The organism is Bradyrhizobium sp. CCBAU 45389, assembly GCF_028128625.1.
Taxonomy (GTDB): Bacteria; Pseudomonadota; Alphaproteobacteria; order Rhizobiales; family Xanthobacteraceae; genus Bradyrhizobium; species Bradyrhizobium liaoningense_B.
This window is the reverse complement of sequence record NZ_LBIY01000002.1, coordinates 1-22,453: the sequence shown is the minus strand read 5'-3', so window position 1 is coordinate 22,453 and position 22,453 is coordinate 1. Positions and strand designations below refer to the sequence as shown.

Below are 22,453 nucleotides of genomic sequence, written 5' to 3'. Positions count from 1 at the left end.
ATGGGGACAAGTTCGAGGCAATGAGGTATTTAGATAGGGATTTATGCCCGCGAATTAAGCTAATGCTCGCCGCCCATCTGGGCGAGTATCTCCTCGATATCGATATCGGCCTGGCCTGCGGCCCTGACGTGGCGGACCTCGAAACTGTCCGGCCCGAAGCGGTACTCGACGAGTCCCGTCTCCTTGATCGCAATGCGGTCCTGGCGGGCGTCGTTGATCCTGAAGCCGACAGACGGCGCCCAGACGTGGCGGGTGTGGCGGAAGGTGAAGTCGCGGCGCTGGTGCACGTGGCCGCTGGCGATCAGGCGCAGGTCGACACGCGCGAACATCTCGATCAGCCGCGCGCGCGCCGGCTGGGGCACGTAGCGGATCGAAGTCTCCGGCGTTTCAGGATCGTCAGGCTGGTTGAGAAACAGCGGCTTGTGCAGGAACAGCGCGACCGGCCTGCCGTTCACGCGCGAGATCTCCTGAGACAGCCAGTCGAACTGCTCGGCCTCGAAGGCGAGGCCTGAATTCATCACCAGCGTGTTGAGGCCGATGAAGCGCCAGCTCGCGGCTTCGAACGACCAATGATCCTCGCCCATGATGTCGCAGAATTGCCGGCGATGCGCTTCCGCGATCGGCGGCTTTGGCGCCGGTCCGATTGCGGTCGGATTGTCGCCGATGTCGTGATTGCCGGGAATGTAGCGGCAGGCGACGGGCAGGGCGTTATGCAGACCCTTCGCGAATTCGACATCGTCGCGGCTGGTCGGCCCGTCGAAGGAAACGTCGCCGGTGTTGATGACGAGATCGGGCCTGTCTGTGTCGATGTGCTCACTGACGCGATGGAAGTTTGCGACCAGGCCGGGAAAGCGCCGGCCGAGATGGGTGTCGGAAATCTGCGTGAGGCGAAATTCGGACATGAGTTCATCATACCGGCGCTCCCGCGTCGGAACGATGACGGCACGCCACGTTTCACGACCGAACTAAGTTTAAAGCACGCGATAGCGGATCGTGTAGGCGTCCTGCGGGGCGACGCTGCCGGCCAGCGGCGAGGCAATGTGGTCGGCGAGGTGCCAGGGGCCGAACTCCAGGGTGCGATGCGGCTCGGCGGCAAGGCGAAGACGGAATTCGAACGTGCCCTTGCCGGGCAGGTTCACGACCAGCACGCGGTCCGCGGTGCGGTGGTTGAGCGCCACCGCGCCGCGCAGCACCGCGCGGCCGTCGGCGAGATCGCGCACGTCGCCAACCAGGGCCAGGGTCTGGTTGCGGTCGGTGTGCAGCTCGATCTGGCTGTCGCTCACCGTCGCCAGCATCTCGCGGGGCATGCGGATCTCGAACTCGACCGCAGGCTTGGACGGATTGAGGCCGAGATAGGCGAGCGCGGCGTGGCGCATGTCGTAGGCGGCAAAGGCGAGCAGGGCGATGGCGGCGAGCGTGGCGAGGCCGTGCCTGACGACGTCGCGCCAGCTCCGGTAGCTCAGGCGGAAATACACCGTCATCGCCAGCGCCACCGCGAGCGCCGTGGCGATGCCTGATAGCGCCGACATCAGGATGCCGAGCCCGCCATCGGCGGATTCGGTCAAGAGGCTGTACAGGGTGTTCATGGCGCTGGCTCGCCTTGCGGCCGAAGGGACCAAAATTGCTTTAACAATCAGCGGTTGGTCGCAAGAGCGGGAACACCGGTTCAACTCGCTGATTGTCAGCGTGAGAAGTCGCGGCTAATGACGGTCCGCGGCGATCCGCCTTACGGGAAAGTTCCGATGTCCGTCCAAATGGTCCTGCTGCCTGTCTTCGTGCAGGTCGGTCTCACCTTCGCGCTCCTGATCGGCATGGTTTTCGCGCGCCGCAAGATCTTGGTTTCGGGCGAGACCAGGATCCGCGACATTGCGCTCGGCGAGCCGAACTGGCCCAAGGACGCCACTCAGATCGGCAATTGCTACCGCAACCAGTTCGAGCTGCCGGTGCTGTTCTACGCCCTGATCGCGCTGGCGCTGCCCTTGCGCCATGCCGATCTCTTCATCGTGCTGATGTCCTGGGTGTTCGTGGTGGCGCGCTTTGCCCATGCCGGCGTGTTCGTCTCCTCTAACGATCTCGGCCGCCGCTCCACGATCTGGCTCGCCGGCGTGCTCGTGCTGCTCGCGATGTGGATCTACTTCGCGCTGAGAATGCTCCTGGTGATCTGACGCTTAGCAGTCGGATCCAATCTGAAAGATTCAAATGACCCCCGCTGCCCGGCTGTCCGCAGCCATCGAACTGATCGACACCATCGAGAGAGACCGCGTGCCCGCGGCCAAGGCGCTGAAGGAGTGGGGCACCGCGCACCGCTTTGCCGGCTCCGGCGACCGCGCCGCCATCGCCGGCCTCGTCTGGGACGTGCTGCGCCGCTACGCCTCGAGCGCGTACCTGATGGACGCCGACACCGCGCGCGCGCGGCTGATCGGCATGCTCCGCCTCGAACGCGACATGGACACGGCCACCATGGCCGCGCTGTTCGACGGCAGCCGCTTCGCTCCGGCGCCGCTGACCGAGGCCGAAGAGACCGCGCTCAGCCATCGCTCCCTGAAGGACGCGCCCGCTTCCGTCGCCGGCGACTACCCGGAATGGCTCGATCCGCATCTGGCCAAAGTATTCGACGAGGACCGCGCAGCGGAGGCCGCAGCGATGGCGAGCCGGGCGCCGCTGGATCTGCGCGTCAACACGCTAAAATCCAATCGCGACAAGGTGCTGCGCAATCTTGCTCATCTTCATGCGAAACCGACGCAATGGTCGGCAACGGGTTTGCGCATCGAGCTTTCGGCCGATGCGCGCAACCCCGGCGTCCAGGCGGAAGAGGATTTCATCAAGGGCGCAATTGAAGTGCAGGATGAAGGATCGCAGCTTGCGGCCCAGTTCACCGCGGCAAAACCCGGCGAGCAGGTGATCGATCTCTGCGCCGGCGCCGGCGGCAAGACGCTGGCGCTCGCCGCCCTGATGCAGGGCAAGGGCCGGCTGATCGCGACTGACCGCGACAAGCGCCAGCTTGCCCCGATCCACGAGCGCCTGTCGCGCGCCGGCGTCCACAATGCCGATATCCGCACGCCCAAGGGCGAGGCCGATCCGCTGGCCGATATCCGCGGCACCGCCGACCTCGTCGTGATCGACGCGCCCTGCACGGGAACCGGAACCTGGCGCCGCAACCCCGACGCCAAATGGCGCATGCGGCCGGGGGCGCTGGAGATCCGCCTGCGCGACCAGGCCGAGGTGCTCGCGCGTGCGGTTCCCCTGGTGAAGCCGGGCGGCCGCATCGCCTACATCACCTGCTCGGTGCTGTCGGAAGAGAACGGCGAGCAGGTGAGGGCGTTCGTCGGCCGCCATCCCGACTTCGCGGTGGTGCCGCCCGAGCAGACCGCCAGCGTGCTCTGGGACAAGGCCGAGGCTTTCGCCGACGCCGCGCTGCAGTCGGCCGAGGGCTGGCTGATGACGCCGCGGCGGACGGGAACCGACGGGTTCTTTGTCTCGGTGTTGAAGAAGACGTAGCTCTCGTAGGGTGGATTAGCCGGCGGCTGCGCAAAGCGCAGACGCTGGCGTAATCCACCTTCTTCTCCGTCCGGGGAAGCATGCGTTGGTGGATTACGCCGAGCGGTTTGCGCTTCGCGCAATCCGCAGGGCTAATCCACCCTACGGCACCGATGATCGACGTTGTCATTCTCCCCAAAAGCAAAAGCCCCGCAGACCGATCCCGGTCGCGGGGCTTTCTTTTTCTAGCGTTCTGCCGGTACGTCCGCGGTCAGAACGTTGCGCGGGCGATTAGCCGACGCGGAGATTGTCAGCCGACGACTTGCCGCTGCGGCGGTCGGCGACGATGTCGAACGAGACCTTCTGACCCTCGTTGAGGGACGAGAGGCCGGCACGCTCGACGGCGCTGATGTGGACGAAAACGTCCTTCTGGCCGTCGTCCGGCTGGATGAAACCATAACCCTTTTGGGTGTTGAACCACTTCACGGTGCCCATAGCCATGGGGAACTTCCTTTAGTTAGTTAGAGACGGTACGCACGTGGGCCGGTACGCGTCGCTGCGCCCATAGCCCTGATGAGTCGATGTTTTGGAGAAATCATCTGAAGCGTGCGCGCCTGTCTAAAGACGAGGCGAAGCGGCCCAGTCGTTCGGCCAAGTATCGATGATCACAATATAGCGAGATAATTGGACTTCTTCAAGGCACCACCCGTGGCCCGGCACGTTCCGGGACTTTGCTATTTGCGGTGCAAATGCACCGCAAATCAGCCCTCAGTCGACGATAAACAGCGTCGCGCCTGACGCCGTCGAGGACCGGTGCGCGGCGTCGCCGAAGTCCGAGACCTGGTAGCTCATCCCCGCCGTCAGCTTGAATTTGCGGCCGTCGCGCAGCTCCGAATCGAGCTCGCCCTTGACCACGAAGATGACGTGGCCGCGGTCGCACCAATGGTCGGCGAGATAGCCCGGCGAATACTCGACCATCCGCACCCTGAGGTCGCCGATATTGAGCGTGCGCCATGTGGCCTCGCCGGTCTCGCCGGCATGCCTCGTCGGCGCAACCTTGCTCCAGTCGGTGACGGTGAAGGGGGAGGTCGGGAGTTTCATCGGGGAATCCTGTGTCAGAGCCGGCGGTGCCGTTGTTATCGCACGCCGCGCCGGCAGTCTCCGTCATTGCGAGCGCAGCGAAGCAATCCAGTAATGCATCCGCGGAAGCAGCCTGGATTGCTTCCGCCTTCGCCAAGGCTTAGGCGGACAAGTCGCTGCGCTCGCAATGACGCCTGTGGTCCAGCGCGCTCCATTTCCATCACCGTCACCCTGAGGTGGCCGCTTCTTCAGCGGCCCTCGAAGGGCGACGGCCCGGCTGCAGCTCGGCCGTGCATCCTTCGAGGCTCCCGGCGCGATGCGTGGCATCGCGCCACTCGCACCTCAGGATGACGGGAAATAAGCGAAATCGCTGCTCAAAAAGCGCAAGTCCGTAGGGTGGGCAAAGCATCCGGCTTCGCTCGAAGAGCGAAGGCGGAAGCGTGCCCACGATGTCTCGGCGATCCCGAAGAGATGGTGGGCACGGCGCAAGCGCGCCTTTGCCCACCCTACGAGGGCTCATCAAGAGGCGGCGCTCAGTGCAAATGGTTCGCCGATCCCTGCACGATCAGCCCGGCATCGTTCACCCGCAGATACTCGCAGATCTTCTTGCCCCGCTCGTTCGCATAGAACACCACGACACTGTCCGGGCTGACGAACACGTCGATCAGCGAAAAATGCAGCTCCGGCAGCAGCCCCAGCGCCTTGCCCCAATAGGCCCGCAAGCTATCCTTGCCGCGCACCGTTCCGCTGGCATCGAACCCCATCACCGGGATCCGATCCGAGGTCATTACCGCCGCCTCGTCATACAGCGCGAGCACGCGCTCGAGATCGCGCGCGTTCCAGGCCTCGACCCAGGTCCGGCCGAGCGCGGCGAGCGTTGCTGGCTGATGATGCTGTGACACGAGCGTTCTCCCTGATCGGCCCCTGATTGCTGGCGGGGCAAATTAGGTCAATAATACTTACCTATATCGATTTGTCCATGCCCAAAGAAGAATGTGGGCGCGCGGGCCAGCGCGGTTGCGGGCAGGGGCGCGGTCGCGTATCTGCTTGCCATGACAGCAGCACAGAACGACCGCTCCGCGTCGACGCCCTCATTGGCCTCGGCGCATGACAAGATTCTCATCGTCGACTTCGGCAGCCAGGTGACGCAGCTGATCGCGCGTCGCGTGCGCGAGGACGGCGTCTATTGCGAGATCGTCCCGTTCAACAAGGCAGAAATCGCCTTCAACGAGATGAAGCCGAAGGCGGTGATCCTCTCCGGCGGCCCGGAATCGGTGCACGAGGCCGGCTCGCCCCGCGCCCCGCAATTGATCTTCGATTCCGGCGTGCCCGTGATGGGCATCTGCTACGGCCAGATGACCATGGCGGCCCAGCTCGGCGGCACCGTCGAGGGCGGCCATCATCGCGAATTCGGCCGCGCCGATGTCGAGGTGAAGGCGCCGAGCAAGCTGTTCGAGGATGTCTGGTCGCCCGGTGGCAAGAACCAGGTCTGGATGAGCCACGGCGACCGCATCACAAAAATGCCGCCGGGCTTCTCCGTCGCCGGCACCTCGCCGAACGCGCCCTTCGCGATCATCCAGGACGAGACGCGCAAATATTACGGCCTGATGTTCCACCCCGAAGTGGTGCACACGCCCGACGGCGCCAAGCTGATCCGCAACTTCGTCCGCAAGATCGCCGGCCTCACCGGCGACTGGACCATGCGCGCCTTCCGCGAGGAGGAGATCGCAAAGATCCGCCAGCAGGTCGGCAAGGGCAGGGTGATCTGCGGCCTCTCCGGCGGCGTCGATTCAGCGGTGGCGGCCGTCTTGATCCACGAAGCCATCGGCGACCAGCTCACCTGCGTCTTCGTCGATCACGGCCTGATGCGCCTCAACGAGGCCGAGCAGGTCGTCGACCTGTTCCGCCACCACTACAACATCCCGCTCGTGCACGTGGATGCCTCGAAGCAGTTCCTCGGCGAGCTCGAAGGCGTCGCCGATCCCGAAACCAAGCGTAAGACCATCGGCCGCCTCTTCATCGAGGTGTTCGAAGCGGAAGCCAAGAAGATCGGCGGCGCCGACTTCCTGGCGCAAGGCACGCTCTACCCCGACGTGATCGAGAGCGTCTCCTTCACCGGCGGACCTTCGGTCACGATCAAGTCGCACCACAATGTCGGCGGCCTCCCCGAGCGCATGAACATGAAGCTCGTCGAGCCCTTGCGCGAGCTGTTCAAGGACGAGGTGCGCAAGCTTGGCCGCGAGCTGGGCCTCCCCGAAATCTTCGTCGGCCGCCACCCGTTCCCGGGCCCGGGCCTCGCCATCCGCTGCCCCGGCGACATCACCAGGGACAAGCTCGACATCCTGCGCAAAGCGGACGCCGTCTACATCGACCAGATCCGCAAGCACGGCCTCTACGACGAGATCTGGCAGGCTTTCGCCGTGCTGCTCCCGGTGAAGACGGTCGGCGTCATGGGCGACGGCCGTACATATGACTACGTGGTCGGCCTCCGCGCCGTCACCTCCACCGACGGCATGACCGCCGACTTCTACCAGTTCGACATGAAGTTTTTGGGGGAGACGGCGACGCGCATCATCAACGAGGTGAAGGGCGTGAATAGGGTGGTGTACGACGTGACGAGCAAGCCGCCTGGGACGATTGAGTGGGAGTAAGGGGGCTCCTACAACTGGAATGCGAGTGAGAAATTCCTGCGCTTACGGCCCTGATACCCGGCTACGGAATTCGCGCAACCATTGCCGTGCGAGCTCCGAGTACGGCTCGGTAGGTTCGGCCATCACCCGCATCTCAGCTAACATACTGTCGGCGAGGAACCGAAGGCGTTGAGCGATTGCCTGTGCTCGTCCCATTGGGAGGGTATTGACCACTGATGACTTGTCGATCTCGTCCGCCATCGCGGTGAGTTCAATCGCGATACCTCCTAGAAATTCGAGCCGTCGTAGTAGGCGCGTGCGCTCCTGGACGAGTCGGAGACGGTTCAGCCCGTAGGTATGAATTGAGGTCGCGCCTCGTGCGCTGGGCGTCGGATTTCCGTTGGGTAGAACGAGGCCAAGAGGGTTACGGTGATCGATATGGAAGACTAGGTGGGATCCTGGATCATCGCGGCACGGGTCGAGCAACAGCGCGCTTTCGGCAGCATAGTCGTTGCTTTCGGGAACGATTCGGGTTCCTGCGATCGGGAAGCTATCGTGCTTTCCTTGCTGGATGCGATGCTGTCCGGTTGAAGCTTTGCTGGAGCGCAACAGGTCAGCCAGACTCGATCCTGCGGTAACGACGATCTGCTCGCGGCGGCGGTTGCAATCAATGCAACTCGGCAAAAGATTCTCCCAATCCATGGCCAACCACCAGTAGCCAGGGTGCGACTCGTCCTCACTGATTCGTCCTTTCGGGCGATAATGTTCGACGTCAACAGGCGCTGAGACGGCATAAAATGTTTCGCAGTAGGCACACTTGCCGTGGAAAAGCGCCTCCAACTTGCGCTTGACCTGATCATCCTTGTACGCGGCGAAGTCAAAGCTTCCCTTCTTGGGGTCAGTGTCGGCGACATGCGCGCGCACACGATCCAGTTCAGTGTTTCCTTGCCTATTGGCCTTCGAGAGGCTGGTGGGCGCGGTTTCCTTGCTACGATCGACCTTGCGCACGTTCAGATTCCTCTCAGCGCGCCGACAATACTCTGGCGTGCCGCCTCGCTCAATTCTCGGAGGCGATCTTCCGATGCTGCACGGCGCTCGCGCAAATACTCGACGACGGCATTCTGGACGAGACGATGCACCTCTGATGATCCAACTGGAAGCGCCGATGTTATGTCTGCATTGAATCGGTCAATGGTGCTGCGCTCTACCGCGGTTAGCGGCTGATCAGCTCTCTGCCGCGCGAGCAAATCTCCAATCATCGCGAGCGTCGCATCTGTCTCTGGTGTGTCAGTCGAGAAGAGCTGAAAGAGGTTGGATGTGAGTAGTTGCTCGAGCGTGAGTTGCGAGACGGAAGGTATCTCGCGCAGTTGCTCCACGACTATTGGAAGGTCCGTTCTTTGGTTTGCTTGGCTGCTAGACACCTTCTGCATGACTCGGACTTCGTGGTCGTCCATACCCCGCAAGCATAGTGGATCGTGGGTCGTCGCGATGAAGGTGACGTTCGGAAGCGCTGTGCGCAGGCCTCGCATAATCTGCATTTTCCAGCGCGGGTGGAGATGAGCTTCGACTTCGTCGATCAGCACAACAGCGCGCGCGGCAGCCAACGTCTCAAACCCATCATATATCCGAGGGTCCATAAGACCCTCAAAGATATCACAAACCATCGCCAGAACCGAACGAAATCCAGAGCTCACAATCCCAAGAGGGGTCGAGACGTCGACGAAGCTGCCATCTGGTCTAAACATACGTGTAACGATAACGCAGCGTTTCGCCTCGGAAGTGCGCTGGATGACGTCGAACTCTCCTTCGATCGAAAAGATATCGCGCAGAGCGCGAACGACCATATCGAAGCGCGTATCATCCAGACCGAGTAACCATCGCTCGGGATTGGAAAGTAACTGATCGGGGTGAAACAGACTTTGAATATACTTCGCAGGTCCGTGCTTGCGGCGCCGATCGATGTAGTGTCGGAACGCCCCATAGGCGAACACGGGCGGCATCGCCACGTCGGGTTCGCTCTGGTCGCGATAGCCGTCCTCAAAAATTGTCAATTTGTGCGACCAGCGTCCGTCCAACGTCAGCGTGATCTCCGCATTTCGTAGAGGATGATCGGAGCCAGCGCCCATGTAGCGCGGGTCTAGTGGCAGTTGGTTTATTGGGAGTTTCAGTGCGGCGCGCATGGCGGGGTCGGCAAATGCGAGCGCGATCGCTTCGAGGAGCGAGCTTTTACCCGCGGCGTTCTCTCCTAAGATAAGGACCGAGGGGGTAGATGACGCCGTTCCGGCATTCGTCTCTGGGCCAAGCGATGGCATGGCAAACTCAAGCGATTCGATCGATCGGAAGTTTCGAACCCGCACGTTGGTAAGCCTGGTGCGGCTGCGGCGTGGGAGCGAAGCCGCCTTGTGCTCAACAGGAAAGCCGGCATCGTCCTCCTCAAAGATCTTGTTCACGGCTGCATGCAGTAGTTTCTCGATGCCCGGCCGGCCATAGAGTCGCAGGAAGCCGGCCGCGATCCCGTTTCGCGAGGCGCTCATAGGCGGAGCACCAAGCGTCTGTAACGCCTTCGCGAGCCGGCGTAGAAGTAAGAACCAGCTGCCCCCGAACTCAATTTCAGCGAAGGCAAACAAGTCACTTGTCCTGCGGTCGGGCTCCGAGTGCTCGAGCATCGCAATCAATTCATGAATGCGTCCAGCATACGTGGCGCGCCTAGCCTCAATGAGGGGGATTTCGTTGAGACGAAAATGTTCGATCGTCGCGCTCGAGGCTTCCGTGCGCGGTCTGAAACCACCCCGAATTCCGACATGGAAGTGGCCGTAGAGCTCGCTCCGTCCACAAGGATCAAGCAGTAGCGCTCTTTCCTGCGGAGGGTGATCACGCCAAAGTCCGATTCCTTCTCGAACGTACTGATCAACCTGCCGATCTGTTGGAAGTGGCGCCCGGCTTCCTTTGACAGGGAAATAGTCCACCTCTGAGGGGTGGCAATTATTGCAAATCGGGTAGATATTCTCCCATGCATCGGCCAGCCAAGCGTAATAGAGATGGCCTGTCTCAGACGCGACAAAGGGGCGCGCCTCGGCCGATGGCCTAAATCGATACGGCATCGTCTCCACGAACGCTTCGCAAAACGCGCATTTGCCGTGGAACAGCAGGCCCAATGCCTCGGCCACCGAGCTATCTTTCAGTAACTGCATTCCCCGGGGCGCCGTCGTTTGAGCGCGCTTGCGAGCGTCACCGCCCAGGTAGTCCCGTAGGAGGATACGATTCTGGCGTGCCTCGCTGCTCCGCAATAATTCCGGCGGAGGCACCCGATTGCGGTCAAACCGCTGCATAAGTCTGATTCTCGAACTGCATCCCGGCAAGGTAGTCATATCGAGCATCTGCACGCAAGTGGAGCGCGGGCTGTAATGCAGGCCTTGAGCAACTGACGAGTGGATCCACCAGCCGCGGCAAGCGCGGCTGGAGCGGGTAGAGTGCTGCGATACCCATCGCGATCGCCCGGTGCGCGGAACTGCAAGAAACTCAGCCCGTAGGATGGGTAGAGCGCAGCGAAACCCATCGCCCTTGCAAAACGAATTGATGGGTATCGCTTCGCTCTACCCATCCTACGATCTACATTCTCAGCAGCGATGTAACCTGGGAAGGTTCGGTGAATCCCAATCGACGGCCCAACTCGACTCCTAACGGCACAACCCAAAACGCGGAGTCTGCATCAAAGGGCGCGGGAGAATGACTGAGGTTGTACAGTGTCTTTGCGCATATCTCTTCGAAGGCATATTGCGCCAGAGCCAGCTCATCGCGCTTTTCCGCCTTTAGTGTTTTGTGCCGAATCTGTTGGAAGAGAGCATGACCCTCTCGCCAAGCTCCACGATTCGAAGCCATCGCGGAAAGCCGGCGCAGCGTGTCGCCATCCTCGCAGGCGTTCTCGAAAATGGCTAGCATCTCGAGCATTGCAGAGATGATATCGGTCGGATGATTGCGCATCGGTCTTTCAACGTTCGCCTGCTTAGATTTACGGTGCCAGTGTATCGAATTGTTACGGTAGCGGTAAACTGCAGGGCTTCGGCGGTCTTGCCCATACTGGCAGCACGCCAGAACAATATGTTGAAATAGTCTCCGAGCGGCCACTCGGCCGATGAGAGCTATGGAGACACCATGGCTGGCACGCACGGACAGAGCATGGTTGGGCGCGCGCCGTCACCTCCACCGAAGCAATGACGGCAATGTGAAATTCCCCACGTATGCCTGCTCCAAATTTCAGCATCAAGTGAGTTCGCTTTAAGGGTGTATTGTCCTGGACTGTCGCCCGCGAGGGCGGGGCTGCTTCGTGCCTGATGTCGCTTGCTGGAAGCTCCCGGCCGTCGATCCAAGAGTCGGTCCACAAGACCCGTCGATCCAAGAGTCGATCCACGACCTGCAGGGAGCAAATCATGGCCTGGCCTACGCTTGCCGAACTCGTGTCGAACTTCGCGCCGATGCTTCATCTCGACAAGGACGAGGTCAATCTGCCCTCGTCGACCGACTGGTACATCAACCAGGTCGGCTACCAGGCCGCCGGCGGCATCTATTCCGGTCCCGGTCAGTGGAATTGGGGGACGGTCGAGCAGAGCAGTCCCGACGACTATCTGGTCGCGCCGCAGGTCATATGGGCCTCGCTGATGAAGGGCTATCTTCCCAGCGCCACCAGCTATGTCCATGTCCTGCCGGTCGACGACCGCACCGACATGGTCGATCTGCAGTACTGGCTGTTCTATCCCTATAACGGGCAGGAGATCTGCGAGGTCACCGGCTGGACCGGCTCCACCGGTCGGGCCTTGATGCCGCTCTCGATCCATTGGGGCGACTGGGAATGCGTCGTCGTGCGCGTCAATGTCGCCCAGCAGGTCGTCGGCGTGTTCTTCTCGCAGCATTCGGGCGGACAATGGTGCTCGCCGAACGACGGCTTCCTGACGTTCAGCAGCGGCACGCATCCGAACGTCTATGTCGCGAGCGGATCGCACGCCAACTATCCGGCCTCGAGCAACGACACCTATGAGATCGACGGCGTCGACGTGTGGGATGTGCGCTTCGCGGTCGCCGATTACGCGCGGGGCGGCGGTCCGAACGTCAATCTGGCGACGCCCAACCCGCCGGTGGTGATCCAGAACGATGCGCAGGCGATCCTGCCGACTCCCGTGACCCCGCCGCCCTGGCTTGCCTTCAAGGGGCGCTGGGGACAGCCGCTCGAGCCCACGCTGACCGATGCGCAGATCGGCTCAATGGTCGCCGCCGCCGCAAACGGCATGCAGCTGAGCTCGGCGGTCGAGGATGCCGTGCAGTACGTCGCGAACTCGACGACGCTGCAGGCCTGGCTCTCCGAAGTGATCCTGCCGATCGTGAAGGGCGACCTGACCGGCCCGACGACACCGTCGCAGAAGGGCTCCTGGGCCGTCACGCCGACCTTCCTGCCGTTCGGCTCCGACACGCCGATCAAATCGAGCGCCAGCCTCGTTCCGGTGGCGCTGGCGGCGATGCCGGGATCGGAGATCATCTGCATCGGCATGGGACTTCTCCCGCCGATGATGGGTGCGTGGAGCTTCAATCAGGGCCAATGGACCAAGGTGGCGTCGCCCACGATGAACCAGCTCGCAGGACTGGCCGCCTGCGCGACGCCCTCGGGCGGCCTTGCGCTGCTCGGTCTGCTCAATCAGAAAAGCCTCGTCGCCTACACCTCCTCGACAGGGTCCGGAGGACCATGGAGCGTGCCGGGGCTCTGGCCCGCGCCGGCGGCCAAGACCGGGGCCAGCATCGGACAGTACAACGGCGCCTGGTACATTGCCTGGGGCGGCAGCGACGGCACCATCCAGTATCTAAGCACGACCGACTGGGTGCACTTCAGCTCGCCGCAACGCGTGATGCTCCCCGGCGCCAACGGTCCGGTGGCTGCGACGATCGCGGGCGATGCGCTGGTCGCGCCCGCGGTGGAGTGCTGCGGCGGCTCGCTGGTGATCGTGGCGCCGGTCGCAGGTCTGGAGAAGGGCATGCCGACGGTGCTCGGCGCCTATGTCTCGCCGGACGGATCGAACTGGACCGGCCCCAACCTCTTGCCGAGCATGTCGCTCTATTCGGACTCGAGCGGCTCACTGGCGGGAGGACCGAACGGGACGCTCTATTGCTTCTATGCCGACGGCAACAAAAAGGTGCGCTACGCCGTCACCAGCGACGGCGCGGACTGGAGCGATTCCGGCACGATCGCCGGCGCGTTGTCGATACGGACGCCGAGCGTGATCCCCTGGCAGGGCGGCTTTCTCGTCGTGCATCCCGGCAAGGGGTCACCAACGCTCTACTGGAACAGCGCGACGTTCGAGTAAGCCGCGCGGCGGATCGCTGCACAGCAGCCCGGCACAAACGCGGGATGTCGGCTGCGCTGTCCCATGATAGCCAGCCACATCGTCCCCTCCGGAGCCCGTGTTCATGTCTGTTGCGACCAAAGCGCCCGCCACCGCGACCGAGACCGATCCCGAAACGCTCGGCTGGATGAAAGGCTTTCCGCCGGCGCCGGAGCGGACGATCACCTTCCAGAACGGCTCGTTCCGCAGCTTCCCCGAGCTGCGATGGGCCTGGAGCAATGTGCGCCAACTGGTGCCGACGGTGAACGTCTGGCGCGGGCCGGGGCCGGCCTCGGTGCTGCCGCGCGCGGACCGCGACATCGGCGCGGTCGCCTCCACCACCATGGACGGCCGTCCGATGACCTTCGCAAACATGCTGGAGGAGACGTATACGGACGGCATCGCCGTGCTGCACCGGGGCAAGCTGATCTACGAGCGCTACTTCGGTGCTTTGAAGCCGCACAAGCCGCATATCGCGATGTCGGTGACGAAGTCGTTCACCGGCGTGCTCGCGGGCATGCTGGTTGCCGAGGGCAGGATCGATCCGCAGGCGCCCGTCACGGACTATGTGCCGGAGCTGAAGGCCGGCGCGTTCGGCGACGCGCGCGTGCACGAGGTCATGGATATGACCACGGGGCTCGAATACACGGAAGTTTACACCGACAAGAACTCACACGTCTGGGGCCTCAGGCGCGCCAACGGCATGGCGCCGATCCCGCCCAGCTATGACGGTCCGACCAATATTTTCGATTTCCTCGTCGCGCAGAAGAAGCAGGGCGAGCACGGCAAGGCCTTTGCCTACAAGACCGTCAACACCGACGTGCTCGCCTGGATCGTCAGGCGCGCCAGCGGCATGACGCTGTCCGATCTGCTCTCCGAGCGCATCTGGCAGCCGATGGGTGCGGAGGAGGACGCGTATTACCACGTCGACCGCATCGGCACGGAAAGCGGCGGCGGTGGTCTTTCAACGACACTGCGCGATCTCGCCCGCTTCGGCGAGACCATGCGCAATCACGGCCGCTTCAACGGCCGGCAGATCGTGCCGTCGACAGTGGTCGAGGACATCGCCCGCGGCGGCGACCCCGAAAAGTTCAAGCCGGCCGGCTATACGACGCTGCCAGGGGCCTCCTATCGCAATCAATGGTGGGTCACGCACAATGAGCACGGCGCCTACATGGCGCGCGGCGTCTACGGCCAGGGCATCTATGTCGATCCCAAGTGCGAGATGGTGATCGCGCGCTACGCCTCGCACCCCGTCGCCGGCAACGCCGCCAACGACCCCGTGACGCTGCCGGCCTACATGGCGCTGGCGAAGCAACTGATGGCGGGCGGGTAGGGAGGCTGCGTAGGGTGGATTAGCCTGCGGCTGCGCGAAGCGCAGTCCGCCGGCGTAATCCACCAGTTGTGCCGTGCTGTTAGGTGGCGGATTACGCTTCGCTAATCCGCCCTACGAGCTATGGTTTGCCAAACCGCAAGATCGGTCGAGCGTGTTCCGGCCATCTGCCGCTAACTGCAGCCGCCACGGAGGAGGGACGATGAAGACGGCGCTGCAAAACTATCAGGCCCGGATGCGGCGGGTGCTGGAGCATATCGACCGGCATCTCGACGATGATCTGGACCTGGACAGCTTGAGCGCTGTCGCAGCCTTCTCGAAATTCCATTTCCACCGGCAGTTCACGGCGACCTTCGGTCTATCCGTGCATCGCTATGTCCAGCTGGCCCGCATGAAGCGCGCGTCGCGTCAGCTGGCCTACAGTGACGCCCTGAGCGTCACCGACATCGCGATGGACGCCGGCTACGACGCACCGGATGCCTTCGCCCGCGCCTTTCGGCAACGGTTCGGGCAATCGCCGTCGTCGTTCAGGAAGTCTCCCGACTGGGAGCCGTGGCTTGCGGCCTTCGGGCCTCTCGACAACGCGAGGAGCAAGCTCATGCAGAAGACTTTTTCCACCGACGACGTGACGATCCGCGATGTGCCCACCACGAAGGTCGCCATCCTGGAGCATCGAGGCGACCCCGCGACGCTTCCCGCCACCATCCAGCGCTTCATTGCCTGGCGCAGGAAAGCCGGCCTGCACCCCAGCACAAGCCCGACCTTCAACGTCTGGCGCTCCGAGCGGCGCCCCCTGACGCCAGCCGATTACAGCGTGGATCTCTGCGTCGGCACCGATCAGCCGATCGCGGGATGCGACGACGCGATCAAGGCCGGCGAGATCCCCGGCGGCCGCTGTGCGGTGCTGCGCGTCGTCGGCTACACCGACAATCTCGAGCCCGCCGCGCTCTACCTCTATCGCGACTGGCTTCCGGCCAGCGGCGAGGAGGCGCGCGACTTCCCGATCTATTGCCAGCGCCTGAGCTTCTTCCCGGAGGTCCCGGAGCACGAGACGGTCGCGGAGCTGTTTCTGCCGCTGAAGTAGATGCGTCGGGTGGATTAGGATGCGGCTGCGCCAAGCGCAGTCCGCGTCCGTAACCCACCCTACAAATCCCGCGCCGTTTCGTGCATGCCGGTAAAGAACTCCACCAGGCTGAACGGCGCGCGTTCGCCGAGGCAGAGCTTCAGGACCTCATGCGCGCCGACCGCGGCTGCTCCGCTGCGGGAGAACATCGCATCCTCGTAAGCCGCGAGCGCGGCTTCGATGTCGTCGGGGCGCGCGGCGATGCCCTTGCCGAGTTCGGCGCCGTCGAGCATTGCGAGGTTCGCGCCGTCGCCGGCCGGCGGCATCACATGAGCGGCGTCGCCCAGCAGCGTGACCCCGGCCACACGGTCCCAGCGATGGTCGTTCGGCAGCGCGTGGATCATGCGCGGGACCGGCGGGGTGTCGGCATCGGTGATCAAGGCGGTGAGGGCAGGCGCCCAGCCGTCGAACTCGGCCGCGATGCGTGCCGTTGCGGCGGCAGTGTCGGCGAAGTCGATGGCGGCGATCCAATCGGCGGGCTCGTTCAAGGCGATGTAGGCGTGAAGCACGCTTCCCGGCTCGCGATGTGCAAAAATTCCTCTGCCCGGCGCGACCGCGAACAGTGCACCACCGCCGACCGCTTCCGCCGCCGCCTTGTGCCGCGCGTCGGCGTCGTGGAGATACATCTCGATGAAGGAGGTGCCGACATAGTCGGGCACTGCTCTCGACAGTAGCGGCCGCACTTTCGACCAGGCGCCGTCCGCTCCCACGAGCAACGTCGCGCTCACGCTGGAGCCATCCGCGAATGTCAGCTCATGCCGCCCGTCGCCGCGTGCGATGACGCCGGTGAGCTTCTTGCCCCATCGGATCGTGTCCGCGGGCAGCGAGTCCAGCAGCATGCGCCGCAGGGCGCCCCGTTGCACTTCTGGCCGTCCGCCTGTGCCGCGATCGGGCTCGTCGAGCAGCACCTGCGCGTGCCGGTCGAGCACGCGCGAGGCCTGGCCGCCCTCGTGGATGAGATCGCGGAATTCCTCGAACAGGCCGGCCGCCTGGATTGCGAGCTGTCCGCTGTCGTCGTGGATGTCGAGCATCCCGCCCTGCGTGCGGGCCATCGCCGACGCGTCCGCCTCGTAGATCACCGCGCCAATGCCGTGAAGGTGCAGCACGCGGGCGAGGGTGAGGCCGCCGAGGCCTGCACCGACAATCGTGACCGGCGTCGTCATCGGGGAAGCCTTTCGGAAGTTGACTGGAACGTCGTTCCATTCTATTGGAACATCGTTCCATTCATGTCAAGACGAGGCATGGCGACCAGAACCCGAACGAAGACCCACCGGACAGAACGGCGCACCGACGCACTCTCGCGGGAGCGGATCATTGCCGCTGCGATCGAGCTCCTCGACGGCGGCGGCGAAAACGCCTTGACCGTCCGCGCGCTCGCGGCGCATCTCGCGACGGGAAGCGGGGCGATCTACTGGCACGTCGCCGACAAGGGCGAGCTGCTGGCTGCGGCGACCGATGCAGTGATCGCGCGTGTCATGGGCGGGATCGTCAGCGGCGCAAAGCCGCGCGAGGCAATCCGCGCGGTCGCCCTCGGCGTGTTCGACGCGATCGATGTCCATCCCTGGGTCGGCGCGCAGCTCTTCCGCGAGCCATGGCGGCCGGCGACGCTGGAGATCATCGAAAGCGTCGGTGGCCGGCTCCAGGCGCTCGGCGTGCCCCAGGCCGCGCAGTTCGATTCCGCATCCGCGCTGGTGCACTACATCCTCGGCGTCGCCGGGCAGAACGCCGCGAACGCGCGCTCTCATGTCGCCGGCACGGATCGATCGACCTTCCTCGCCTCCGTCGCGGCGCAGTGGGAAGAGCTCGACCCTGCGAAATATCCGTTCGTGCGACAGATGGCGCCGCAGTTGCGCGATCACGACGACCGCGCGCAATTCCTCGCCGGCGTCGATCTCATCCTGGCCGGTATCAAGACCGTTCGATAGGCAGCGCGCAGGGTGGATCAGCCCGCGGCTGCGCGAAGCGCAGTCCGCGTGCGTAATCCACCATTCTCTCGTTGCGCTGTGCTCAAACTGGTGGATTACGCTTCAGCTGACCCGCCCTCCGATTCGATGGTATCCCTGCAAAACCATGATCCGCGGTGCCGCCACATGACCGAAGCCACGATCCGCGCAGCAGCGGAGCACGAGCTGTCCGAGCTGCTGGACCTTTACCGGCACCTCCATCCGCACGATCCTCCTCTGGAGCCGGCGGCCGCCGAGCGCGTCTGGTCGACATTGCTGAGATCGACCTTCATGACCGTGATCGTGGCGCAGGCGGGAAAGCGGCTCGTATCCTCGTGCACGCTCGCGATCGTGCCCAACCTGTCGCGGGGCGGTCGATCCTATGGGGTGATCGAGAATGTCGTCACGCGCGCCGACCACCGCCAACAGGGGCTCGGCCGACGGGTCCTCGCGCACGCGCTCGATCTTGCCTGGCGGGAAGATTGCTACAAGGTCCTGCTGGCGACGGGATCGAAGCGGGAGGCCACCTTGCGCTTCTACGAGGGCGCGGGCTTCGTACGCGGCGGCAAGACCTATTTCGAAGTGCGCCGTCCCTAGAGCGTAGAGTGATCCTGCCGTCGACGCGGAACTCCGCGCAGCGCCAACGCCGTCCCATCATAATATAAGTGTTGACTTATATTAGTGTGCGCCGATATTCATGCTTGTGCGAAACAAGAGGGAGAAGCGCAATGCAGATCGACGTCGCCAGGGTCCTGGGGCTTGTCACGCGCTCGGTGACGAATTTCGAGAAGGACGGAAAACCGGCCAGTGCGGTGACGCTGACCCGTCTCTACGAGACGAGCATCGACGATCTCTGGGACGCGGTGACCAGCAGGGAGCGCATTCCGCGCTGGTTTGCGCCGATCGAGGGAGAGCTCCAGCTCGGGGGAAGGTACCAGGTCAAGGGGAACGCAGGCGGCACCATCACGGCGTGCACGCCGCCAACTCATTTTGCCGCGACATGGGAGTTCGGTGGCGCGACGAGCTGGATCGATGTCAGGCTGACATCGGAGCGAGATCAGGCGCGTTTGACGCTTGAGCACACCGCGATCATTGAGGATCATTGGTATCAGTTCGGTCCAGGTGCGGTTGGGATCGGTTGGGATCTCGCTCTTGCGGGACTCGAGCGATATCTTGCGACCGGAGCATCGGTCGATCATGAGACGGCCGAGGCGTGGATGGGCTCGCCTGAGGGCAAGGACTTCATGACGACAAGCGGCGAATATTGGCGCGCGGCGCACGTTGCGAGCGGGGTGGACCCCGCTACGGCAAAGGAGCGCTCGGACCGCACCATCGCATTCTATCGCGGTGAGGTGCCGCCCGGCACCGCGCATCCGGGCACGGGAAGCTGATGCACGTCTTCGAGGTCCTCGCCGATCCCGTGCGCCGTCGCATCCTCGAGCTGCTTGCGCCCGGGGAGATGGCGTCCGGTGAGGTCGTCGGGGTGATCGGGAGCGAGTTCGGGATCACCCAGGCCGCCGTGTCGCAGCACCTCAAGGTGCTGCGCGAGAGCGGCTTTGCGACGGTTCGCGCGGAGGCGCAACGGCGCCTCTATTCGGTCGACGCCGCGGGGCTTCAGGCGGTGGACGCGTGGATCGGCCGGTTCAGGAATTTCTGGGAGCCGAAGCTCGACGCGCTGGCGACGGAGATCGCACGCGGCAAACGGGAGCGCCGCAACGCGCCGATCACCAAGCGGGGCGGGAAGAGGGCGTGAGTTCGTAGCGTGGGTAGAGCGCAGCGAAAGCCATCATCGTAGCGAACGGCTGCGCTGAAGGCGGCCAACTTTTCGAAGGCGACGATAGCGCTTGAATGCTATTGTTGGCGCCAGTTGTTTTGAGCGGACGGGGGTGATGCAAGATTGAGCGAGCTTGAACCCAACGCTGCGGCGCGTGTGGTCGCGACCCCGATTGAAAGCGAGGAGCTCCGGCGAGGCGAGCAGGCCTCGCTGTTCGTCGCAGGCCGTCTTTCGCAGTACTTCAGTGCGACTGGAGAAGGGGCGTTCAACGCACCCTATGGTTTCCTCGATGACGTGGGCTTTGCTTCGCGCTGGGCTGATCCGCTCTCTTCGCTGCCACCGCGCAATATGGTCTTTTGCCGTGATTTCATGGAAGACCGCTTCTTCTGGGTGCGGTCCGGCGATTGCGGGCCCTGTCTGGCAAGCGTGGAGATCAACGAACATCTGGTCGAAGATTACCAGATGCGAGGGCCGGTCGACTACACGGGCTTCCAGGTGATCCTCGGCTGCGGAGCGGATGTCTATGCGGTGTTGACCAAACTTGTGGGAATTGATGGATCCAGGGCTTTCGGCGATTATCTGCATTTCGTCTTCTGCATTCCGACGCCGCCCTTTGCTTTTCCTGCGCAACGCGGCAGGCCGACGGATCTCTACGCGCGGATCAAATCCGTAAAAGACCTCCAGCCGATCAAGCGGCTTGAGGTCTCCGACATGATCGTCGCCATTGTGAACCGCCGCACTCTCGCGCGATCCGATGGTGCGCCGATTCTCGACCGCTACGAGATACTGTCCGCAATGAGGCTGGTCCTGGTGAGCGGTTGAAGCGGGCCAGCTCATCCGCGCTACGGAGCCAACTTACCCCCGCCCCATCTTCTCGAATTTCTTCACCAGCCGCTCGCGCTTCAGCCGCGACAGCCGCTGGATCCAGAACAGGCCGTCGAGCTGGTCGATCTCGTGCTGGTGACAGACGGCGCGCAGGGCCTCGGACTCCTCGCTTCGCATGTTGCCGTCGAGATCCTGGTAGCTGATCCGCACGCGGGCGTGGCGCTGCACCTCGTCGTTGACGCCGGGCATCGAGACGCTGCCTTCCTTGTGCATGATCATGTCGGGCGAGGCCCATTCGATCGCCGGATTGACGTAAGTCTGCGGCCCCGCCTTGGGGTCGAGCTCGAGCACCACGACGCGCAAGGGCACGCCGATATGCGGGGCGGTGATGCCGATGCCGGGCGCGGCGCGCATGGTGTCGAGCAAATCCGCCGCAAGCTCGCGCAAGCCGTCGTCGAATACGGTGACGGGGCGGGCCGGCATTGCGAGACGGCGGTCGGGGTAGCGGACGATCGGGCGAATGGTCATGGAAGGGCTCCTACCACTCACGGATGGTTGAAGCACCCCATTCTTGACGACCTACCAACTGGAAGGTAGTTAATCGGCCATGACCAATTTTTCCTCGACCGCCGACGACATCCTGGCCTGCGCGCGCAGTCTGATCATCGCGGGCGGCTACAACGGCTTCAGCTATGCCGACATCGCCGACGTCGTCGGCATCCGCAAGCCGAGCATCCACCACCATTTCGCCAGCAAGGTCGATCTGGTCCGCACCCTCGTGTCGCGTTACCGCGAGGAGGCGGAGGCGGGACTGGCTGCCCTGGAGCGCAATATCCCCGATCCGCGCGACCAGCTCAAAAGCTATGTCGGATATTGGGAAGCGTGCATCACGGACGCGACGGCGCCCTTCTGTGTCTGCGCGCTGCTCGCCAGCGAGCTCCCGATTCTGCCGGAGGAGGTGGCGCTCGAAGTCCGCGCTCATTTTCGCGCACTGGCGTCGTGGCTGATTTCGGTGATGGAGCGCGGCAAGCGGAAGGGGAGGCTTCACCTCTCCAACTCGGCCAAGGTCGAAGCTGAAGGATTCATGGCAACCATTCACGGTGCGATGCTGTCGGCGCGCGCCTATGGCGATCCGAAAATGTTCGGCGTCATCACCGGCCCGCTGCTGGAACGGCTGTCCACCAGGCACTGAAGACATCGGCGAGACGATGACAGCGCCCGGCGCAGGCGAGCCGGGCGAGGGCGACTTGCTGCGCACGGAGACTACCAACTAGTAGGTAAAGGAGAGACTGCAATGACGCAACATCAACTGGATCTGGTTCGTGCCGATCGCGAACGATGGCTGAAGCAATACTATTTCTTGCGCGCGGCGTTCTCCGTCGCCTGGGTCGTTGCCGCGTTCGCGGTCGGGTCGTCGTCTGCCGCGATCGCCGGAGCCTTGCTGGTGCTCTATCCGGCATGGGACGCGGCGGCCAATTTCGTCGATGGCCTGCGCAGCGGTGGGCTCGATCAAAACCGCACGCAGATGTTGAACGTCGTGGTCAGCCTTGCGACCGCGATCGCGGTCCTTCTCGCGTTGCAGGTGAGCATGAATTGGGTCCTTGGTGTGTTCGGCGCCTGGGCGATCTTGTCCGGATTGCTCCAGTTGGCGACAGCAGTGCGGCGCTGGAAGAGCGACAATGCGCAATGGGCCATGGTGCTCAGCGGTGGCCAGTCGGCCCTGGCCGGCGGTTTCTTCATCTTTCAGGCCACGACGCCGATGTCTCCATCGATCGCGGCCGTCACAGGCTATGCCGCGGTCGGTGCGGTCTACTTCCTGGTCTCCGCGGTCTGGCTCACCGTCGGCGAATGGCGGCGTCGCGCCAGAAGGGCTCAGCTGGGATGATGCGATAGGGGCTGGAGC

General features: G+C 63.5%; 23 protein-coding genes. 13 read left to right on the top strand and 10 right to left on the bottom strand.

Going from position 1 to position 22,453, the window contains the following annotated elements; translation table 11 throughout:
* Positions 1 to 59 precede the first annotated feature (59 nt).
* Together XH79_RS00130 and XH79_RS00125 are read right to left on the bottom strand one after the other, a co-directional pair.
* Positions 60 to 902 carry a metallophosphoesterase family protein gene (locus tag XH79_RS00130; RefSeq protein WP_271580201.1) on the bottom strand — a complete coding sequence of 281 codons (843 nt, stop codon included), beginning with the start codon at positions 900 to 902 and terminating at the stop codon, positions 60 to 62.
* A gap of 69 nt (positions 903 to 971) precedes the next feature.
* Entirely contained in the window at positions 972 to 1,586 is a 615-nt protein-coding gene (locus tag XH79_RS00125) for an acriflavin resistance protein (RefSeq protein ID WP_271580200.1), read from the bottom strand.
* 156 nt (positions 1,587 to 1,742) lie between these two features.
* Here XH79_RS00125 and XH79_RS00120 point away from each other — a divergent pair, with 156 nt between their 5' ends.
* Complete coding sequence (locus XH79_RS00120; protein WP_271580199.1) at positions 1,743 to 2,165, top strand: MAPEG family protein; 423 nt, start codon at positions 1,743 to 1,745, stop codon at positions 2,163 to 2,165.
* A 34-nt stretch (positions 2,166 to 2,199) separates the two neighbouring features.
* Positions 2,200 to 3,498, top strand: coding sequence for an RsmB/NOP family class I SAM-dependent RNA methyltransferase (locus XH79_RS00115; protein ID WP_271580198.1), 1,299 nt, complete (start codon positions 2,200 to 2,202; stop codon positions 3,496 to 3,498).
* A 270-nt stretch (positions 3,499 to 3,768) separates the two neighbouring features.
* On the opposite strand, the gene XH79_RS00110 is transcribed toward XH79_RS00115, so the two are convergent.
* The 3 genes from XH79_RS00110 to XH79_RS00100 all read right to left on the bottom strand — a co-directional run bounded on the left by XH79_RS00110 (position 3,769) and on the right by XH79_RS00100 (position 5,459).
* Positions 3,769 to 3,978, bottom strand: a complete 210-nt coding sequence (locus XH79_RS00110) for a cold-shock protein (RefSeq protein WP_008141931.1) — start codon at positions 3,976 to 3,978, stop codon at positions 3,769 to 3,771.
* A gap of 267 nt (positions 3,979 to 4,245) precedes the next feature.
* Positions 4,246 to 4,578 (bottom strand): DHCW motif cupin fold protein, encoded by a 333-nt coding sequence (locus XH79_RS00105; RefSeq protein WP_271580197.1) that lies wholly within the window; start codon positions 4,576 to 4,578, stop codon positions 4,246 to 4,248.
* A 512-nt stretch (positions 4,579 to 5,090) separates the two neighbouring features.
* Positions 5,091 to 5,459, bottom strand: a complete 369-nt coding sequence (locus XH79_RS00100) for a nuclear transport factor 2 family protein (RefSeq protein WP_271580196.1) — start codon at positions 5,457 to 5,459, stop codon at positions 5,091 to 5,093.
* A 150-nt stretch (positions 5,460 to 5,609) separates the two neighbouring features.
* Between XH79_RS00100 and guaA the strand changes: the two genes are divergently transcribed.
* The gene (guaA, locus tag XH79_RS00095) at positions 5,610 to 7,208 is read left to right on the top strand and encodes a glutamine-hydrolyzing GMP synthase (RefSeq protein ID WP_271580195.1); all 1,599 of its coding nucleotides are present in this window, start codon (positions 5,610 to 5,612) and stop codon (positions 7,206 to 7,208) included.
* A gap of 42 nt (positions 7,209 to 7,250) precedes the next feature.
* Here the strand turns inward: guaA and XH79_RS00090 are convergent, their stop codons facing one another.
* From XH79_RS00090 to XH79_RS00080, 3 genes are all read right to left on the bottom strand, one after another.
* The gene (locus XH79_RS00090; protein WP_271580194.1) at positions 7,251 to 8,195 is read right to left on the bottom strand and encodes a hypothetical protein; all 945 of its coding nucleotides are present in this window, start codon (positions 8,193 to 8,195) and stop codon (positions 7,251 to 7,253) included.
* Between the two features lie 2 nt (positions 8,196 to 8,197).
* Positions 8,198 to 10,378 carry an AAA family ATPase gene (locus tag XH79_RS00085; protein WP_271580193.1) on the bottom strand — a complete coding sequence of 727 codons (2,181 nt, stop codon included), beginning with the start codon at positions 10,376 to 10,378 and terminating at the stop codon, positions 8,198 to 8,200.
* 418 nt (positions 10,379 to 10,796) lie between these two features.
* The gene (locus XH79_RS00080) at positions 10,797 to 11,168 is read right to left on the bottom strand and encodes a hypothetical protein (protein WP_271580192.1); all 372 of its coding nucleotides are present in this window, start codon (positions 11,166 to 11,168) and stop codon (positions 10,797 to 10,799) included.
* 446 nt (positions 11,169 to 11,614) lie between these two features.
* On the opposite strand from XH79_RS00080, the gene XH79_RS00075 reads away from it, so the two are divergent.
* The 3 genes from XH79_RS00075 to XH79_RS00065 all read left to right on the top strand — a co-directional run bounded on the left by XH79_RS00075 (position 11,615) and on the right by XH79_RS00065 (position 15,969).
* Positions 11,615 to 13,534: a Vps62-related protein gene (locus XH79_RS00075; protein ID WP_271580191.1), complete on the top strand. Its 1,920-nt coding sequence runs from the start codon at positions 11,615 to 11,617 to the stop codon at positions 13,532 to 13,534.
* A gap of 103 nt (positions 13,535 to 13,637) precedes the next feature.
* Positions 13,638 to 14,888, top strand: a complete 1,251-nt coding sequence (locus XH79_RS00070; RefSeq protein WP_271580190.1) for a serine hydrolase domain-containing protein — start codon at positions 13,638 to 13,640, stop codon at positions 14,886 to 14,888.
* Positions 14,889 to 15,087: 199 nt separating this feature from the next.
* Positions 15,088 to 15,969, top strand: a complete 882-nt coding sequence (locus XH79_RS00065) for an AraC family transcriptional regulator (RefSeq protein WP_271580189.1) — start codon at positions 15,088 to 15,090, stop codon at positions 15,967 to 15,969.
* A 59-nt stretch (positions 15,970 to 16,028) separates the two neighbouring features.
* Here XH79_RS00065 and XH79_RS00060 read toward each other — a convergent pair whose 3' ends face one another.
* Entirely contained in the window at positions 16,029 to 17,171 is a 1,143-nt protein-coding gene (locus XH79_RS00060) for an FAD-dependent oxidoreductase (protein WP_271580188.1), read from the bottom strand.
* Positions 17,172 to 17,249: 78 nt separating this feature from the next.
* On the opposite strand from XH79_RS00060, the gene XH79_RS00055 reads away from it, so the two are divergent.
* The 5 genes from XH79_RS00055 to XH79_RS00035 all read left to right on the top strand — a co-directional run bounded on the left by XH79_RS00055 (position 17,250) and on the right by XH79_RS00035 (position 20,547).
* Positions 17,250 to 17,933 (top strand): TetR/AcrR family transcriptional regulator, encoded by a 684-nt coding sequence (locus tag XH79_RS00055; protein ID WP_271580187.1) that lies wholly within the window; start codon positions 17,250 to 17,252, stop codon positions 17,931 to 17,933.
* A gap of 165 nt (positions 17,934 to 18,098) precedes the next feature.
* On the top strand, positions 18,099 to 18,548 hold the full coding sequence (locus XH79_RS00050) for a GNAT family N-acetyltransferase (RefSeq protein WP_271580186.1): 450 nt from the start codon (positions 18,099 to 18,101) through the stop codon (positions 18,546 to 18,548).
* A gap of 131 nt (positions 18,549 to 18,679) precedes the next feature.
* Positions 18,680 to 19,342, top strand: coding sequence for an SRPBCC family protein (locus XH79_RS00045; RefSeq protein WP_271580185.1), 663 nt, complete (start codon positions 18,680 to 18,682; stop codon positions 19,340 to 19,342).
* Positions 19,342 to 19,704 (top strand): ArsR/SmtB family transcription factor, encoded by a 363-nt coding sequence (locus tag XH79_RS00040; protein WP_212337449.1) that lies wholly within the window; start codon positions 19,342 to 19,344, stop codon positions 19,702 to 19,704. The genes XH79_RS00045 and XH79_RS00040 overlap by 1 nt, the downstream gene beginning before the upstream one ends.
* A gap of 144 nt (positions 19,705 to 19,848) precedes the next feature.
* A complete protein-coding gene (locus XH79_RS00035; RefSeq protein WP_271580184.1) occupies positions 19,849 to 20,547 on the top strand; it encodes a hypothetical protein in 699 nt (232 codons plus the stop codon).
* Positions 20,548 to 20,580: 33 nt separating this feature from the next.
* Here XH79_RS00035 and XH79_RS00030 read toward each other — a convergent pair whose 3' ends face one another.
* A complete protein-coding gene (locus tag XH79_RS00030) occupies positions 20,581 to 21,078 on the bottom strand; it encodes a peptide deformylase (protein WP_271580183.1) in 498 nt (165 codons plus the stop codon).
* 79 nt (positions 21,079 to 21,157) lie between these two features.
* Here XH79_RS00030 and XH79_RS00025 point away from each other — a divergent pair, with 79 nt between their 5' ends.
* The gene (locus XH79_RS00025; RefSeq protein WP_271580182.1) at positions 21,158 to 21,742 is read left to right on the top strand and encodes a TetR/AcrR family transcriptional regulator; all 585 of its coding nucleotides are present in this window, start codon (positions 21,158 to 21,160) and stop codon (positions 21,740 to 21,742) included.
* A 102-nt stretch (positions 21,743 to 21,844) separates the two neighbouring features.
* Positions 21,845 to 22,435: a DUF308 domain-containing protein gene (locus XH79_RS00020; RefSeq protein ID WP_271580181.1), complete on the top strand. Its 591-nt coding sequence runs from the start codon at positions 21,845 to 21,847 to the stop codon at positions 22,433 to 22,435.
* The last annotated feature ends 18 nt before the right edge of the window (positions 22,436 to 22,453 follow it).

Coding starts and splice junctions, on each gene's coding strand:
- XH79_RS00130 (WP_271580201.1), bottom strand. CDS start 902: ATGTCCGAATTTCGCCTCACGCAGATTTCCGACACCCATCTCGGCCGG.
- XH79_RS00125 (WP_271580200.1), bottom strand. CDS start 1,586: ATGAACACCCTGTACAGCCTCTTGACCGAATCCGCCGATGGCGGGCTC.
- XH79_RS00120 (WP_271580199.1), top strand. CDS start 1,743: ATGTCCGTCCAAATGGTCCTGCTGCCTGTCTTCGTGCAGGTCGGTCTC.
- XH79_RS00115 (WP_271580198.1), top strand. CDS start 2,200: ATGACCCCCGCTGCCCGGCTGTCCGCAGCCATCGAACTGATCGACACC.
- XH79_RS00110 (WP_008141931.1), bottom strand. CDS start 3,978: ATGGCTATGGGCACCGTGAAGTGGTTCAACACCCAAAAGGGTTATGGT.
- XH79_RS00105 (WP_271580197.1), bottom strand. CDS start 4,578: ATGAAACTCCCGACCTCCCCCTTCACCGTCACCGACTGGAGCAAGGTT.
- guaA (WP_271580195.1), top strand. CDS start 5,610: ATGACAGCAGCACAGAACGACCGCTCCGCGTCGACGCCCTCATTGGCC.
- XH79_RS00085 (WP_271580193.1), bottom strand. CDS start 10,378: ATGCAGTTACTGAAAGATAGCTCGGTGGCCGAGGCATTGGGCCTGCTG.
- XH79_RS00080 (WP_271580192.1), bottom strand. CDS start 11,168: ATGCGCAATCATCCGACCGATATCATCTCTGCAATGCTCGAGATGCTA.
- XH79_RS00075 (WP_271580191.1), top strand. CDS start 11,615: ATGGCCTGGCCTACGCTTGCCGAACTCGTGTCGAACTTCGCGCCGATG.
- XH79_RS00070 (WP_271580190.1), top strand. CDS start 13,638: ATGTCTGTTGCGACCAAAGCGCCCGCCACCGCGACCGAGACCGATCCC.
- XH79_RS00065 (WP_271580189.1), top strand. CDS start 15,088: ATGAAGACGGCGCTGCAAAACTATCAGGCCCGGATGCGGCGGGTGCTG.
- XH79_RS00060 (WP_271580188.1), bottom strand. CDS start 17,171: ATGACGACGCCGGTCACGATTGTCGGTGCAGGCCTCGGCGGCCTCACC.
- XH79_RS00055 (WP_271580187.1), top strand. CDS start 17,250: ATGGCGACCAGAACCCGAACGAAGACCCACCGGACAGAACGGCGCACC.
- XH79_RS00050 (WP_271580186.1), top strand. CDS start 18,099: ATGACCGAAGCCACGATCCGCGCAGCAGCGGAGCACGAGCTGTCCGAG.
- XH79_RS00045 (WP_271580185.1), top strand. CDS start 18,680: ATGCAGATCGACGTCGCCAGGGTCCTGGGGCTTGTCACGCGCTCGGTG.
- XH79_RS00040 (WP_212337449.1), top strand. CDS start 19,342: ATGCACGTCTTCGAGGTCCTCGCCGATCCCGTGCGCCGTCGCATCCTC.
- XH79_RS00030 (WP_271580183.1), bottom strand. CDS start 21,078: ATGACCATTCGCCCGATCGTCCGCTACCCCGACCGCCGTCTCGCAATG.
- XH79_RS00025 (WP_271580182.1), top strand. CDS start 21,158: ATGACCAATTTTTCCTCGACCGCCGACGACATCCTGGCCTGCGCGCGC.
- XH79_RS00020 (WP_271580181.1), top strand. CDS start 21,845: ATGACGCAACATCAACTGGATCTGGTTCGTGCCGATCGCGAACGATGG.